This window comes from Mesorhizobium sp. C432A (genome assembly GCF_030323145.1).
Lineage (GTDB): Bacteria > Pseudomonadota > Alphaproteobacteria > Rhizobiales > Rhizobiaceae > Mesorhizobium.
Window position 1 is genome coordinate 1,361,734 of record NZ_CP100470.1, and the last position, 12,752, is coordinate 1,374,485.

Below are 12,752 nucleotides of genomic sequence, written 5' to 3' on the forward strand. Positions count from 1 at the left end.
GCTTTGCGATGCAAAGCTTGTTCGCCGACCCTCCCCACAAGGGGGAGGGTGAAGCGCCCTGATGGCCACGCCCCCCGCTTCGACTCTCAAACCCGATTTTCCCTGGTGGCTTGCCGCCGCGATCGCGCTCGCCGTCGTCGCTGCGCTCTCCATTGCCGCCAGCGATCTCTACGCCCAGGTTTTTGCCACCGTCGCCAAAGGCATCGGCATCACCATTCTTGTCACCGTGGTCGCCTTCGCGCTGGCTTCCGCCGTCGGGCTCGGCATTGCGCTGATGGGGTTGTCGGGGTCGCGTTGGCTCAGGCAGATCGCTCGTTTGTATGTCGAGATCATCCGCGGCGTGCCGATCCTGGTGCTGTTGTTCTGGATCGCCTTCGCCGGCGCGCCGGCCTTCGTAGCTGCGTGGAATGCCCTGACCGCACCGCTGCAAAACGCCGGCTATCTCGGCGAGCTTTTGGTGCGCGACGTGTCGCTGTTGTGGCGTGCAATCATGGCGCTGACCATCGGTTATTCCGCCTTCATCTCCGAGGTTTTTCGCGCCGGCATCCAGTCGGTCGAGAAAGGCCAGATCGAGGCTGCCAAGGCGCTCGGGCTGACGCGCTCGCAGCGCTTCCGGCTGATCGTCTTCCCACAGGCGATCCGCACCATCCTGCCGCCGCTCGGCAATGACTTCGTCGCCATGGTCAAGGATTCCTCGCTGGTCTCGGTGCTCGGCGTCGCCGACATCACCCAGATGGGCAAGATCTACGCCGCCGGCTCGTTCCGCTTCTTCGAGACCTATTCGATCGTCGCCTATATCTATCTCATCCTCACCGTCAGCCTGTCGCTGGCGCTGCGGGGGCTGGAGCAGCGACTGCGGCGGGCGCAGCAGGAATAGAAGTCCGACGCGGGCACGGCTACGATCGCGGGGGACAGGATTCCGGAGGATGCATGCGATGACGATCGACAAGGCCAATGCGGCGCTGGGCACCGTCTATTCGGCCGACACGCCGGAAGGGCTGGCCAAGGCCTATGCGGACTGGGCCGCGACCTATGACGGCGAAACCGCTTCGCTAGGCTATCTGCTGCCGTTCCTGATCACCGCCTGGGTGGCGCGCCATGTGCAGGTGGGCGAAGGACCGCTGCTCGACGCCGGCTGCGGCACCGGCCTGTCGGGCCCGTCATTGAAGGCGCTGGGTTATCACGACATTGCCGGGCTCGACCTCTCCGACGACATGCTGAAGATCGCCGGCAGCCGCAATGCCTATGGCGATCTGAAGCAGGCAATGCTCGGCGGGCCGCTGCCCTGGCCGGACGGGCATTTCCGCGCCTTCTTCTCGACTGGCGTGTTCACCATCGGCCATGCGCCGGCGTCCGGCCTGCACGAGCTTGTCCGCATCACCAGAAAAGGCGGCCACGCCATCTTCACCGTGCGCGACCAGGTGTTTGACAGCGGCGGCTTCCAGGCCGTGTTCGACGGGCTGGAGCGGGCCGGGAAATGGCGGCCGGCCGAGCAAAGCCCATGGTTCCGCTGCTATGCGATCGCCGAGCCGGACGCGCTGGTGAAGACTTTTGTGTTCGAGGTGCTTTGAGCGCCGCCCTCTTCGCCTTCTCTCACAAGGGGAGAAGCGAAAACACGCCGCAATTGCCGAAAAGCCAAAACATTGGTATGAGCCACGCCATGGAAGAGCTTTTTGGCGATCCGGCCTATAAGGGTTTCGTGCTGCAGGACAGAAAACGCCTGCCGTCGCGTTTCTCTTCGCGCATTTCCGGCGCGCTCACCAGCCGACTTAGCTAAGCCGCTTTCGCCGCGCCGAAGGCTTCGCGCGTCTGCCCTTCCCCTTTTTGCAAATCGACGGATTTACGCACATGAGCGCACCGCGCACCCTCTACGACAAGATTTTCGACGACCATGTCGTCGACCGCCAGGATGATGGCACCTGTCTGCTCTACATCGACCGCCATCTCGTCCATGAAGTGACCAGCCCGCAGGCCTTCGAAGGTCTGCGCATGACCGGCAGAAAAGTCCGGCATCCGGAAAAGACGCTGGCCGTGGTCGATCACAATGTCTCGACCTCGCCCGAGCGCAAGTTCGGCATCAAGAACGAGGAAAGCCGCATCCAGGTCGAGGCCTTGGCCAAGAACGCTAGGGATTTCGGCGTCGAATATTACTCCGAAAACGATATCCGCCAGGGCATCGTCCACATCATCGGGCCGGAGCAGGGCTTCACGCTGCCTGGCATGACCATTGTCTGCGGCGACAGCCACACCTCGACGCATGGCGCCTTCGGCGCATTGGCACATGGCATCGGCACCTCCGAGGTCGAGCATGTGCTGGCGACCCAGACGCTGATCCAGCGCAAGGCCAAGAACATGCTGGTGCGTGTCGATGGCCAGTTACCGGAAGGCGTCACCGCCAAGGACATCATCTTGGCCATCATCGGCGAGATCGGCACCGCCGGCGGCACCGGCTATGTCATCGAATATGCCGGCGAGGCGATCCGCGCGCTGTCGATGGAAGGCCGCATGACGATTTGCAACATGTCGATCGAGGGCGGCGCGCGCGCCGGCCTGATCGCGGCCGACGAAACCACCTTCGCCTATGTCAAGGGCAAGCCGCGCGCGCCGAAGGGCGCGTCGTGGGACGCCGCGCTCGAATACTGGAAGACGCTGCAGTCCGACGAGGGCGCGCATTTCGACAAGGTGATCGTGCTCGACGCGGCCAAGCTGCCGCCGATCGTCTCCTGGGGTTCCTCGCCCGAGGACGTCGTTTCGGTGCAGGGCGTCGTTCCCAATCCGGAAGAGATCACGGACGAGAACAAGCGGACGTCAAAGATCCGCGCGCTCGACTATATGGGGCTGACGCCGGGCACGAAGATCACCGACATCACGCTCGACCGCGTCTTCATCGGCTCCTGCACCAATGGCCGCATCGAGGATCTGCGTGCGGTGGCCAAGGTGGTCGAAGGCAAGACGGTGAGTGCGCATGTCGATGCGATGATCGTGCCGGGCTCCGGTCTGGTCAAGGAACAGGCGGAGGCCGAGGGTCTCGACAAGATCTTCATTGCCGCCGGTTTCGACTGGCGCGAGCCGGGCTGCTCGATGTGCCTGGCCATGAACGACGACCGGCTGAAGCCGCATGAGCGCTGCGCCTCGACCTCGAACCGCAATTTCGAAGGCCGGCAGGGCTTCAAGGGCCGCACCCATCTGGTATCGCCGGCAATGGCGGCGGCGGCGGCGATCGCCGGCCATTTCGTCGACATCCGCGACTGGAAATAGCGCAGACTGGTTCAAGCCTGATCTGAGCGTATGCAAAACCCCGAACGGCAAAACCGTTCGGGGTTTTGTTTAAAGCGCGCCGCTCTAAGACCCTTGGGGTATTATGCCCTAGCCGGCACGCCGGATGATTTCATGAAATTCCTCCCGGCTGCCGGGTTCGTCGGTCGCGACCACCAGCGCCAGTTCGCGCTCGTCGAAGATCTTGAACCACTCGTCCCATTCGACCAGCTCGTAGCCGCCTGCGTTGACCGGGCGTTCGGGCTGATCCTGGTCCTGATAGGCGTGCTGGCCGAAGACGAGCCTCAGCAACGGCTGCGTTCCGGTTTCGGGCGATACATCGACGATCGCCGGAAATCCGGCGCGCCCTGCGGCCCATGAGCGAATTGCTTCGTGATCGGTCAGCGTGATCGTGTCGGCCATGAACAACTTCTCCTTGATTGCTGTCAGGAAACGCCGGCCTCAGGTCCCGGTTCCGTGCACCAGCTTCATGAGTGGCGACTTGCATATTCGTCCCGGCTTAACCGCTTGTTGGGGCTTGCGCTCTAAGGTCTTCCCTGACGTCAAGCGGGGAAGTCACCGTCCTTTGGACACCGGCCTGTTCATAGCGCTGCTCAATCCGACGATCGCGCTGGCGCTCGGCGCGGCGTTCCTCGTGCTGTGGTTCTATCAGCGCCACCGGCCCTATCTGGCTGTGCTCGGCACGAGCTATTGCGTGTCCGCGCCCGGCTTCCTGCTGCAGTATTTCACGCTGCCCGGCGGCATGGTGCTGACCAAGCTGGTCTCCAACCTCTGCTTCACGCTCGCCGCCTGTTGCCTCGTCGGTGCGATCATCTCACGCTACGGCAGGCGCGTGCCCTATATCGCGATCGGCATTCTGGCGGGTGGCGGGATGGTGGCATTCTGCTGGTTCCTGTTCGTCCAGCCGGACTTGACTTGGCGCATCCTGTCGATCAATTTCGGCTTTGGCGGCCTCAGCCTGCTGGTCGCTGCCGAGCTGCGCGCCGTGCGCAAGAACGGCCCGACGGAAAAAATCCTGTTCGTGTTGTCGCTGCTGTCCGGGCTGAACTTCATCGGCCGCACGCTGCTCGTCGTCATCTCGCACGGGCCGTTCACCAGCTATGACGGGTTTTATGGCTCGTCCTACTGGACGACGGCGCTTTTGACGCACGCGCTGCTGTCGTTGCTGATCGCGCTCTGCCTGTTCTCGGCAGCTGCGCTCGACGTGATGAAGGCGCTGAAGACCGAGACGCACACCGATCCGCTGTCTGGCCTGCTCAACCGCAGGGGTTTCGAGGAGCGCGCCTTGCTGGTGCTGCAGCATTGCGCTGTTACCAAGGTGCCGGTCGCGCTGGTGCTGGCCGATCTCGATCACTTCAAGGCGCTCAACGACAAATACGGACATGCCGCGGGCGACCAGGTGATCGCCGACTTCGCCGCCAAGCTTCGCGCGGCCGCCGGCACGCGTGCGGTTGCCGGCCGCATCGGCGGCGAGGAGTTCGCTGTGCTTCTGTCGCTGAGCGATCTTGCCACGGCGCGGCTGTTTGCCGAAGCCGTGCGCACGCACTATTCGGCCGGCAGTGTCGACGGGTTGCCGCCGGGCACCAGGGTGACCGCGAGCTTCGGCGTCGCGGCGCGCACCGGCGACGAAGGGCTGGAGCCGCTGATGCGGCGCGCCGACGAAGCGCTCTACAAGGCCAAGAAGAACGGCCGCGACAGCGTGCGATTGTCCTATGAGCGGGCGGAAACGGTGTTCATCCCGGATACAGGCAGCGTCGGTTAGCGTCTCGCTTAAACGGCCTCTCGGCCGTGCCGGATCATCAGCGGCAAGGGCTGAGGTTGGGCATTTCGCCATCGGAGAGGCCGTACATATAGGAGCGGCCCTTCACGAACACCGGCGGCTGGTAGCAGCCACGCCTGGAGATGTGATCCGCCTCGTCTTCATAAAGGACTTCCGGTTCCGCTTCCGGCTGCCCGGCGCTGGTGTAGTCGGACAATTTCTTGGCCAGCCTGCCTTGGCCGGCAATGATGCGCTTGTAGCCGGCGGCGCTGTCGATGACGAGATTGCCTAGGGAATCGGCATAGACGCGGTCATGATGGCGCGACCAGGCCATTGCCGGGGCGGCGAAGCCGAGACTGGCTGTCGCCAGCACAAGCGCCGCAAGGCGCGCTCTTCCTGAATTCGAAAGCATGGTGTCCTCTCTGCTGTGGACCCGATCGAATCGGAAATTAACCTTTTCTTAACCTTTGTTAAGAGGGCAGGCGCATCCGGCGGCGATCTCTCGCCAAACATGGTTAATATCCGACGGGATGGAAACCCGGGCGTCATCATTCGGCCATGCTTGCCCGCACCATCGGCCGCGACGCACACAACTACGCTGACGTCGGGTGAGCTTGATCTTGGTGGAACATCGCGGCTAGTTAGCCGTGCAGGAGGACAGCATATGGCGTTACGCCGGACGTTTCGGGTGACGCTGTTGTCGATCCCCTTGCTGACTGCCGCAGCCTGCGTGCCGCAGAACGGCGCGCCGACGGCGGTGAATACCGTACCACCCACTGTCGCGCCCGTGCCGGCTCAGCAGTCCGCCGCACCTGTGGCGCCCCCGGCTTCCGCAACGGCTCCGACAGCGCCTGCCGCACCTTCAGCCAAGATCGTCACCGACCTTACCGCGCCGCGGTCTGCTGTCGGCACGGCAACTTACAGATGCGGCAATGGCGGCATGATCACCATCCAGAACCTCGGCACGGCGTTGCGCGTTGTCAGGCCCGATGGCACGACCGAGGAGTTTGCCGCATCACCCGCCAACCAGTCCAGCCGCTACCAGGAAGCTGCGTCGCATGACGCAATCGTGATCGACGCGCGCGAGGCGCTGGTGATGAAGAGGGGCTCGACACCACAGACCTGCAAACGATAGCCTGGCGTCGATTGCAAAGGAAATGCCGCACTGCAGCGAACGGTGCGCTGGCTTTCGACGGTGGCCAAATCGATTGAAGCGAAACAGCAGCCTTTTGTCAGACTAAATGACGTTTTCAAAACGATTTTCCGGCTTTGACGCGGTGCAAAAAGAGCATTAGAAACCGGCTGTCTGAAGTCATATATCGAGGCGGTAAGTGCCGCTTTCCACCGCGGCTCCGGACATCGAACTGGGGCAGCCATGAGCAAATCACCAGCCACCCGAACCGCCAGACGTGAACGGCCGCTCTCGCCGCACCTGACGATTTACCGCCCACCGATCACCATGACGATGTCGATCATTCACCGCATCACTGGCGGGGCGCTGTATTTCGGCACGCTGCTGGTCGCCGCGTGGCTGATGGCGGCGGCGAGTTCGCAAGGCGCTTTCGATTGGATCAACTGGGCCTTCGGCACCTGGCTCGGCCGGCTCATCCTGTTCGGCTACACCTGGGCGCTGATGCACCACATGCTGGGCGGCGTGCGCCATCTCGTCTGGGACACCGGCGCCGGGCTGGAGAAACACACGGCATCGAAGATCGCCTGGGCGACGCTCGCCGGTTCCATCCTGCTCACGCTGCTGATCTGGGTCGCCGGCTACATGGCGCGGGGAACCTTGTGATGAGCGGCACGAACAACAACGATATGCGCACGCCGCTGGCCAAGGTCCGCGGTCTGGGCTCGGCCCGCGAAGGCACCGGGCATTTCTGGCGACAGCGGCTGACGGCCATTGCCAACATCCCGCTGATACTGTTCTTCGTCGGGTTCCTGATCGCGCTCAATGGCGCCGGCTTCGCCGAGGTGCGGGCGGCGCTCGCCAGTCCGTTCGTGGCGCTGGTGTTGGCGCTGGTGCTCGTTTCCGGTCTCACCCATATGCGTGTCGGCATGCAGGTCATTATCGAGGATTACGTGCATGCCGAAGGCATGAAGCTGGCGCTGATCGCACTCAGCACGTTTTTCACCATAGCGGTCGGCGTCGCCTCGATCTTCGCCCTGCTCAAACTGGCATTCGGAGGCTGATTTGGCCAAGGACGCGAAATCGGCCACCGGCTATACCTTTGTCGACCACAAGTTCGACGTGGTGGTCGTCGGCGCCGGCGGCGCCGGCCTGCGCGCCACGCTCGGCATGGCCGAGCAGGGCCTGCGCACGGCCTGCATCACCAAAGTGTTCCCGACCCGCTCGCACACGGTGGCGGCACAAGGCGGCATTGCCGCGTCGCTGTCCAACATGGGTCCGGACTCCTGGCAGTGGCACATGTACGACACCGTCAAGGGTTCGGACTGGCTGGGCGACGTCGACGCCATGGAATATCTGGTGCGCGAGGCACCGGCGGCGGTCTACGAGCTCGAGCATTACGGCGTGCCGTTCTCGCGCACCGAAGAGGGCAAGATCTACCAGCGGCCGTTCGGCGGACACATGATGAATTATGGCGACGGCCCGCCGGTGCAGCGCACCTGTGCTGCCGCCGACCGCACCGGTCACGCCATCCTGCACACGCTCTACGGCCAGTCGCTGAAGAACAATGCACAGTTCTTCATCGAGTATTTTGCGCTCGACCTGATCATGGAACCGGACGGCACCTGCACCGGCGTCGTCGCCTGGAACCTCGACGACGGCACCATCCATCGCTTCTCCGCCAAGATGGTGGTGCTGGCGACCGGCGGATATGGCCGCGCCTATTTCTCGGCGACGTCGGCGCACACCTGTACAGGCGACGGCGGCGGCATGGCGGCACGGGCCGGCTTCCCGCTGCAGGATATGGAGTTCGTGCAGTTTCATCCGACCGGCATCTACGGCGCCGGCTGCCTGATCACCGAAGGCGCGCGCGGCGAGGGCGGCTATCTCGTCAATTCCGAGGGCGAGCGCTTCATGGAGCGCTACGCGCCGTCGGCCAAGGACCTGGCGTCGCGCGACGTCGTCTCGCGTTGCATGACGCTGGAGATCCGCGAAGGCCGCGGGGTCGGCAAGAACAAGGACCATATTTTCCTGCATCTCGACCATCTCGATCCGGCCGTGCTGCATGAGCGGCTGCCGGGCATTTCGGAATCGGCCAGGATTTTCGCCGGCGTCGACCTGACCAAGGAGCCGATCCCCGTGCTGCCGACGGTGCACTACAATATGGGCGGCGTGCCGACCAATTACTGGGGCGAGGTGCTGAACCCGACGGTCGAGAATCCTGACCGGGTGTCACCCGGGCTGATGGCGGTCGGCGAGGCCGGCTGTGCCTCCGTGCACGGCGCCAACCGGCTGGGCTCGAACTCGCTGATCGATCTGGTGGTGTTCGGCCGCGCCGCCGCAATCCGCGCCGGCCAGGTCATCGACCGTAATTCGGCGATCCCTTCGCCCAACGAAGCCTCGGTCGAAAAGATCATGGACCGCTTCGACCGGCTGCGCCACGCCAATGGCTCGACGCCAACCGCTGTTCTGCGTGAGAAAATGCAGAAGGCGATGCAGGAAGACGCCGCCGTGTTCCGCACACAGGAGTCGCTCGAAAACGGCTGCAAGCGCATTTCGCAGATATGGACCGAGCTCAAGGACCTGAAAGTCTCCGACCGCTCGATGATCTGGAATTCCGACCTGGTCGAGACGCTGGAGCTGGAAAATCTGATGGCCAACGCCATCACCACGGTCTACGGCGCCGAGGCGCGCAAGGAGAGCCGCGGCGCGCATGCGCGCGAAGATTTTTCGGCCCGAGACGACATTATCTGGCGCAAGCATACGCTGGCTCGGCTAAGCGAGGACGGCCAGGTGAGCCTCAGCTATCGTCCCGTGCACACCGAGCCGCTGGTGGCGGAAAAGGACGGCGGCATCAGCCTTGCCAAGATCGCGCCGAAGGCCAGGGTGTACTGACCATGGTGCCGAAGCCCGTCATCCGAAAGGACCAGAGGTAATGGTCGAACTAACGCTTCCCAAGAACTCCAAGGTGCAGCCGGGCAAGACCTGGCCGAAGCCGGAGGGCGCCACCAACCTGCGGGAATACCGCATCTACCGCTGGTCGCCCGACGATGACGAGAACCCGCGCATCGACACCTATTTCGTCGACATGGACGATTGTGGGCCGATGGTGCTCGATGCGCTGCTCTGGATCAAGAACAAGATCGACCCGACGCTGGCGTTGCGCCGCTCCTGCCGCGAAGGCATTTGCGGCTCCTGCGCCATGAACATCGATGGCTCCAACACGCTGGCCTGCACCAAGGGCTGCGACGACATTTCCGGCGCCGTCAAAGTCTACCCGCTGCCGCATATGCAGGTGGTCAAGGACCTGGTGCCCGACCTCACCAATTTCTACGCCCAGCACGCCTCGATCCAGCCATGGCTGAAGACAGTGTCGCCAGAGCCAGCCAAGGAATGGCTGCAGAGCCATGAGGACCGCGAAAAGCTCGACGGGCTCTACGAGTGCATCCTATGCGCCTGCTGCTCGACCTCGTGCCCGAGCTATTGGTGGAACGGCGACCGCTATCTCGGCCCGGCGACGCTGCTGCAGGCCTATCGCTGGCTGATCGACAGCCGCGACGAAGCCACGGGCGAACGGCTCGACGATCTCGAAGACCCGTTCCGGCTCTACCGCTGCCACACCATCATGAACTGCGCCCAGACCTGCCCGAAGGGGCTCAACCCGGCCAAGGCGATTGCCGAGATCAAGAAGATGATGGTGGAGCGCAGAGTCTGACGCCGTCGCTACCCGCCGACTTTTCGCCGGACGCCGTCGCGGCGCTGCGCGCCCGCCTCGATCTGGTGCGAAGCCAGCCTGTAAAAATCCTGTTTGCCATCGAAAGCGGCAGCCGCGCCTGGGGGTTTCCGTCTCCCGACAGCGATTATGACTGCCGCTTTGTCTATATCAGACCGGTAACCGATCACCTCGTGCTGCAGCAGGCGCGCGATGTGATCGAGTTTCCGATCGAAGGCGAGATCGATGCCGGCGGCTGGGATCTGCGCAAGGCGTTGCTGCTGGCGCTTGGCGGCAATGCCGTCATAGTCGAATGGGCGAAGTCGCCGATCGTCTATGAGGAGGTTTCGGGGTTTCGCCAGCGCCTTCTCGATTTGCTGGCCGAGATCGTCGATCCGGCGAAGGTATCGCACCACTATCTCGGCCTTGCGCGTTCGCATGTCGCCAAGATCGGCAGTTTCTCCGGCGAGGTGAAGCTGAAGAAGCTGTTCTATCTGATCCGCCCGCTCGTGGCGCTCGACTGGATGGAACAGCGCGGCTTTGCCAGCCTGCCGCCGATGAACCTTGGCGAATGCCTCGATCAGACCGAGATACCGGCTCAAGCCAGCGACGAAATCCGCGGCCTGATCGAGCGCAAAAGCCGGACGCGGGAGATGGGTCTCGGGCCTCATCCCGACCGCAATCGCGCGCTATCTCGAAGCCCGCTATGGTCACCACGAAATGAACCTAGTCGGCCCCGTCAGGGACAAAGCCGGCCAAGCGCGCAAACATGCCCTTGCAACCGAATTTTACCGCCGGGAGGCTGAACTTCAATGAGCGATGACCTTCCCATTCTCAATCCCGTCGAAGCCCGTGTGCTCGGCTGCCTGATCGAGAAGAGGGAGCTGACGCCGGATGTCTATCCGCTGACGCTGAATGCAGCACTTGCAGCCGCCAACCAGAAGACGGCGCGCGAGCCTGTCATGGCGCTGGAGCAGACGGAGGTGCATCGGACTCTCAAGCTGCTCGAGCAGAAGGGGCTGGTGCGTCAGATGTTCGGCTCGCGCGTCGAGCGCTATGAGCATCAGATGGCGCAGCGCTTCTCGCTGACCACGCCGCAGACCGCGGTGATCGGCCTGCTTTTGCTGCGCGGGCCGCAGACGGCGCATGAGTTGCTGGCGCGAGCTGAGCGCATGGCGCGGTTTTCGTCCGTCGAGGACCTGCGTGGCGAACTCGACATGCTGATCGGCCGCCGCCCGCCGCTCGTCCAGGAAATACCGCGCGGGCCGGGGCAGCGCGAGGACCGTTTTATGCATCTGCTCGCAGGACCGGTGGACGTCGCGGCGTTATCGGTGCAGCGGAGCGCGCCGGCCTTGCCTGCTTCCGACCTGGAAGCGAGATTGGAGGCTCTGGAGCAGGAAGTCGTAGCCCTTCGCGCCCGGCTTGATGCGCTGGGCGCCCAATAGTATCCGAGACGTCGGCGGGACAGCACCCCCTCTGGCCTGCCGGCCATCTCCCCCTCAAGTGGGGAGATCAGATGTCACGCCGGCCTTCGCCAATTACGAACGTCGAAAGAAGAGTGCCAGCTACCGAGCTTCCAATTTCCCCGGGAGATGCCCGGCAGGGCAGAGGGGGGCGCGAAGAATCGCTACCCCGGGCAAAATCGGCGGATCACCCCAGTTTCGCGTCGAGCGACACTTTGATGGCGCCGAGCGCCTTCGAAACCGGGCATTCGGCCTTGGCCTTCTCGGCCAATTCCTTGAACTTCGCCGCATCGATGCCCGGTACCTTGCCGATCAGGGTGATGGCGCTGCCGGTGATGCCGGTGCCGGGCACCAGCGTCACCACCGCCTTGGCGTCGAGCTCGGTGGCGGGCGTGCCGTTCTCGGCCAGGAAATGCGACAGCTGCATGGCGTAGCAGCCGGCGTGTGCCGCCGCGATCAACTCTTCGGGATTGGTGCCGGATTTGCCGCTCTCGTCCTCGAAGCGAGCCTTGAACGAATAGGGCGTGCCCTTCAAGGTGCCGCTCTGGCTGTCGAGCGTGCCCGTGCCCTCCTTCAGATTGCCTTTCCAGACGGCGTTTGCGGTGCGGTCCATAAGATTCTCCTTGATTACAGCGACAGCGCCGGCCACGCGGCGTTCCCTCCAACTATAGCGCGGCGGCAGGGGAAGACCACCGCGCTGTTTCGGCCGGATGCGACGCCGGCGAGCCCTGCAAATCTTTTCTGAAAAATGTGCGTGCAAAAATGTCGACTTGCATCGGCGCCGGCCGTCCTGCGAGCGTCCACGGATTCTCGTGGCGGATGGAGATCCAAGATGAACAATCTGTTTTCTGCCCATTGGAACGACGCCGACAAAAGCGCGCGTCTACACGAGATCGAGTGCTCGCGACCTTCCGGCTTCGGCCGGCTGCTTGCTGCGGTCGCTGTGATCGGCATTGCGGTCTGCGTGCTCGACCACGCTGCTGCCGGCAAGGATGCCGCCGGCGCCGTGATCGCATATGCTTCGTCACAGCAAGGGAGCTGGAAATGAAATATGTCTGTCTGGTCTACGGCGAGGAAAAGGACCTCCATGCCATGACGCCGGAGCGTTTGGCCAAGCTCGACGCCGATTCGATGGCCTATGACCGGTCATTGGACCAGCAAGGCAAGCTGATCATCGCGCAGGCGCTGCAATCGGTGAAGACGTCGAAGACGGTGCGGCGGCGCCAAGGCAAGCGGCTGATCACTGACGGTCCGTTTGCCGAAACCAAGGAGCAGTTGCTTGGTTTCGTCATGATCGAAGCCGACACTCTCGAACAGGCGCTGGAGATCGCCGGCAAAATTCCGCTGGCCGAAATCGGCACCGTCGAAGTCAGGGCGATCTACGACGTGCCGGGGTCTTAAACTAGCCCCCGC

17 protein-coding genes are annotated in these 12,752 nt (G+C 63.4%); 14 read left to right on the top strand and 3 right to left on the bottom strand.

The window, feature by feature from the left end:
* Positions 1-61: 61 nt before the first annotated feature.
* The 4 genes from NLY33_RS06515 (at position 62) to leuC (ending at position 3,258) form a co-directional block, all read left to right on the top strand.
* Entirely contained in the window at positions 62-877 is an 816-nt protein-coding gene (locus NLY33_RS06515; protein ID WP_023706726.1) for an amino acid ABC transporter permease, read from the top strand.
* Positions 878-935: 58 nt separating this feature from the next.
* Positions 936-1,571, top strand: a complete 636-nt coding sequence (locus NLY33_RS06520; RefSeq protein WP_023706725.1) for a class I SAM-dependent DNA methyltransferase — start codon at positions 936-938, stop codon at positions 1,569-1,571.
* Positions 1,568-1,777, top strand: a complete 210-nt coding sequence (locus tag NLY33_RS06525; protein ID WP_196813720.1) for a hypothetical protein — start codon at positions 1,568-1,570, stop codon at positions 1,775-1,777. Before NLY33_RS06520 ends, NLY33_RS06525 begins: the two co-directional genes overlap by 4 nt.
* A gap of 71 nt (positions 1,778-1,848) precedes the next feature.
* Positions 1,849-3,258, top strand: coding sequence for a 3-isopropylmalate dehydratase large subunit (leuC, locus tag NLY33_RS06530; RefSeq protein ID WP_023670518.1), 1,410 nt, complete (start codon positions 1,849-1,851; stop codon positions 3,256-3,258).
* Positions 3,259-3,366: 108 nt separating this feature from the next.
* Here the strand turns inward: leuC and NLY33_RS06535 are convergent, their stop codons facing one another.
* The gene (locus tag NLY33_RS06535; RefSeq protein ID WP_023706723.1) at positions 3,367-3,678 is read right to left on the bottom strand and encodes a hypothetical protein; all 312 of its coding nucleotides are present in this window, start codon (positions 3,676-3,678) and stop codon (positions 3,367-3,369) included.
* Positions 3,679-3,841: 163 nt separating this feature from the next.
* Here NLY33_RS06535 and NLY33_RS06540 point away from each other — a divergent pair, with 163 nt between their 5' ends.
* Positions 3,842-5,038, top strand: coding sequence for a GGDEF domain-containing protein (locus tag NLY33_RS06540; RefSeq protein WP_023698369.1), 1,197 nt, complete (start codon positions 3,842-3,844; stop codon positions 5,036-5,038).
* Positions 5,039-5,075: 37 nt separating this feature from the next.
* Here NLY33_RS06540 and NLY33_RS06545 read toward each other — a convergent pair whose 3' ends face one another.
* Positions 5,076-5,447 carry a hypothetical protein gene (locus NLY33_RS06545; RefSeq protein ID WP_023708760.1) on the bottom strand — a complete coding sequence of 124 codons (372 nt, stop codon included), beginning with the start codon at positions 5,445-5,447 and terminating at the stop codon, positions 5,076-5,078.
* 252 nt (positions 5,448-5,699) lie between these two features.
* Between NLY33_RS06545 and NLY33_RS06550 the strand changes: the two genes are divergently transcribed.
* From NLY33_RS06550 to NLY33_RS06580, 7 genes are all read left to right on the top strand, one after another.
* Positions 5,700-6,170, top strand: coding sequence for a hypothetical protein (locus NLY33_RS06550; RefSeq protein WP_023709350.1), 471 nt, complete (start codon positions 5,700-5,702; stop codon positions 6,168-6,170).
* A 240-nt stretch (positions 6,171-6,410) separates the two neighbouring features.
* Positions 6,411-6,830 (top strand): succinate dehydrogenase, cytochrome b556 subunit, encoded by a 420-nt coding sequence (gene sdhC, locus NLY33_RS06555; RefSeq protein WP_023683884.1) that lies wholly within the window; start codon positions 6,411-6,413, stop codon positions 6,828-6,830.
* Positions 6,830-7,228 carry a succinate dehydrogenase, hydrophobic membrane anchor protein gene (gene sdhD / locus NLY33_RS06560; protein WP_023683885.1) on the top strand — a complete coding sequence of 133 codons (399 nt, stop codon included), beginning with the start codon at positions 6,830-6,832 and terminating at the stop codon, positions 7,226-7,228. Before sdhC ends, sdhD begins: the two co-directional genes overlap by 1 nt.
* Before the next feature lies 1 nt (position 7,229).
* Complete coding sequence (gene sdhA, locus NLY33_RS06565) at positions 7,230-9,059, top strand: succinate dehydrogenase flavoprotein subunit (protein ID WP_023706721.1); 1,830 nt, start codon at positions 7,230-7,232, stop codon at positions 9,057-9,059.
* A 40-nt stretch (positions 9,060-9,099) separates the two neighbouring features.
* A complete protein-coding gene (locus NLY33_RS06570) occupies positions 9,100-9,879 on the top strand; it encodes a succinate dehydrogenase iron-sulfur subunit (RefSeq protein ID WP_023670510.1) in 780 nt (259 codons plus the stop codon).
* A 65-nt stretch (positions 9,880-9,944) separates the two neighbouring features.
* Positions 9,945-10,682 carry a nucleotidyltransferase domain-containing protein gene (locus tag NLY33_RS06575; protein ID WP_023706720.1) on the top strand — a complete coding sequence of 246 codons (738 nt, stop codon included), beginning with the start codon at positions 9,945-9,947 and terminating at the stop codon, positions 10,680-10,682.
* Between the two features lie 6 nt (positions 10,683-10,688).
* Positions 10,689-11,321 carry a YceH family protein gene (locus NLY33_RS06580; RefSeq protein ID WP_023708761.1) on the top strand — a complete coding sequence of 211 codons (633 nt, stop codon included), beginning with the start codon at positions 10,689-10,691 and terminating at the stop codon, positions 11,319-11,321.
* Between the two features lie 205 nt (positions 11,322-11,526).
* On the opposite strand, the gene NLY33_RS06585 is transcribed toward NLY33_RS06580, so the two are convergent.
* Positions 11,527-11,952, bottom strand: a complete 426-nt coding sequence (locus NLY33_RS06585; protein ID WP_023670508.1) for an OsmC family protein — start codon at positions 11,950-11,952, stop codon at positions 11,527-11,529.
* A gap of 219 nt (positions 11,953-12,171) precedes the next feature.
* On the opposite strand from NLY33_RS06585, the gene NLY33_RS06590 reads away from it, so the two are divergent.
* Positions 12,172-12,387 carry a hypothetical protein gene (locus NLY33_RS06590; RefSeq protein ID WP_023683889.1) on the top strand — a complete coding sequence of 72 codons (216 nt, stop codon included), beginning with the start codon at positions 12,172-12,174 and terminating at the stop codon, positions 12,385-12,387.
* A complete protein-coding gene (locus NLY33_RS06595) occupies positions 12,384-12,740 on the top strand; it encodes a YciI family protein (RefSeq protein ID WP_023670506.1) in 357 nt (118 codons plus the stop codon). Before NLY33_RS06590 ends, NLY33_RS06595 begins: the two co-directional genes overlap by 4 nt.
* Positions 12,741-12,752 lie beyond the last annotated feature (12 nt).

What these genes read in the sequence shown, in the direction of transcription:
- NLY33_RS06515 (WP_023706726.1), top strand. Translation starts at nt 62, where the DNA reads ATGGCCACGCCCCCCGCTTCGACTCTCAAACCCGATTTTCCCTGGTGG.
- NLY33_RS06520 (WP_023706725.1), top strand. Translation starts at nt 936, where the DNA reads ATGACGATCGACAAGGCCAATGCGGCGCTGGGCACCGTCTATTCGGCC.
- leuC (WP_023670518.1), top strand. Translation starts at nt 1,849, where the DNA reads ATGAGCGCACCGCGCACCCTCTACGACAAGATTTTCGACGACCATGTC.
- NLY33_RS06535 (WP_023706723.1), bottom strand. Translation starts at nt 3,678, where the DNA reads ATGGCCGACACGATCACGCTGACCGATCACGAAGCAATTCGCTCATGG.
- NLY33_RS06545 (WP_023708760.1), bottom strand. Translation starts at nt 5,447, where the DNA reads ATGCTTTCGAATTCAGGAAGAGCGCGCCTTGCGGCGCTTGTGCTGGCG.
- NLY33_RS06550 (WP_023709350.1), top strand. Translation starts at nt 5,700, where the DNA reads ATGGCGTTACGCCGGACGTTTCGGGTGACGCTGTTGTCGATCCCCTTG.
- sdhC (WP_023683884.1), top strand. Translation starts at nt 6,411, where the DNA reads ATGAGCAAATCACCAGCCACCCGAACCGCCAGACGTGAACGGCCGCTC.
- sdhD (WP_023683885.1), top strand. Translation starts at nt 6,830, where the DNA reads ATGAGCGGCACGAACAACAACGATATGCGCACGCCGCTGGCCAAGGTC.
- NLY33_RS06570 (WP_023670510.1), top strand. Translation starts at nt 9,100, where the DNA reads ATGGTCGAACTAACGCTTCCCAAGAACTCCAAGGTGCAGCCGGGCAAG.
- NLY33_RS06580 (WP_023708761.1), top strand. Translation starts at nt 10,689, where the DNA reads ATGAGCGATGACCTTCCCATTCTCAATCCCGTCGAAGCCCGTGTGCTC.
- NLY33_RS06585 (WP_023670508.1), bottom strand. Translation starts at nt 11,952, where the DNA reads ATGGACCGCACCGCAAACGCCGTCTGGAAAGGCAATCTGAAGGAGGGC.
- NLY33_RS06590 (WP_023683889.1), top strand. Translation starts at nt 12,172, where the DNA reads ATGAACAATCTGTTTTCTGCCCATTGGAACGACGCCGACAAAAGCGCG.
- NLY33_RS06595 (WP_023670506.1), top strand. Translation starts at nt 12,384, where the DNA reads ATGAAATATGTCTGTCTGGTCTACGGCGAGGAAAAGGACCTCCATGCC.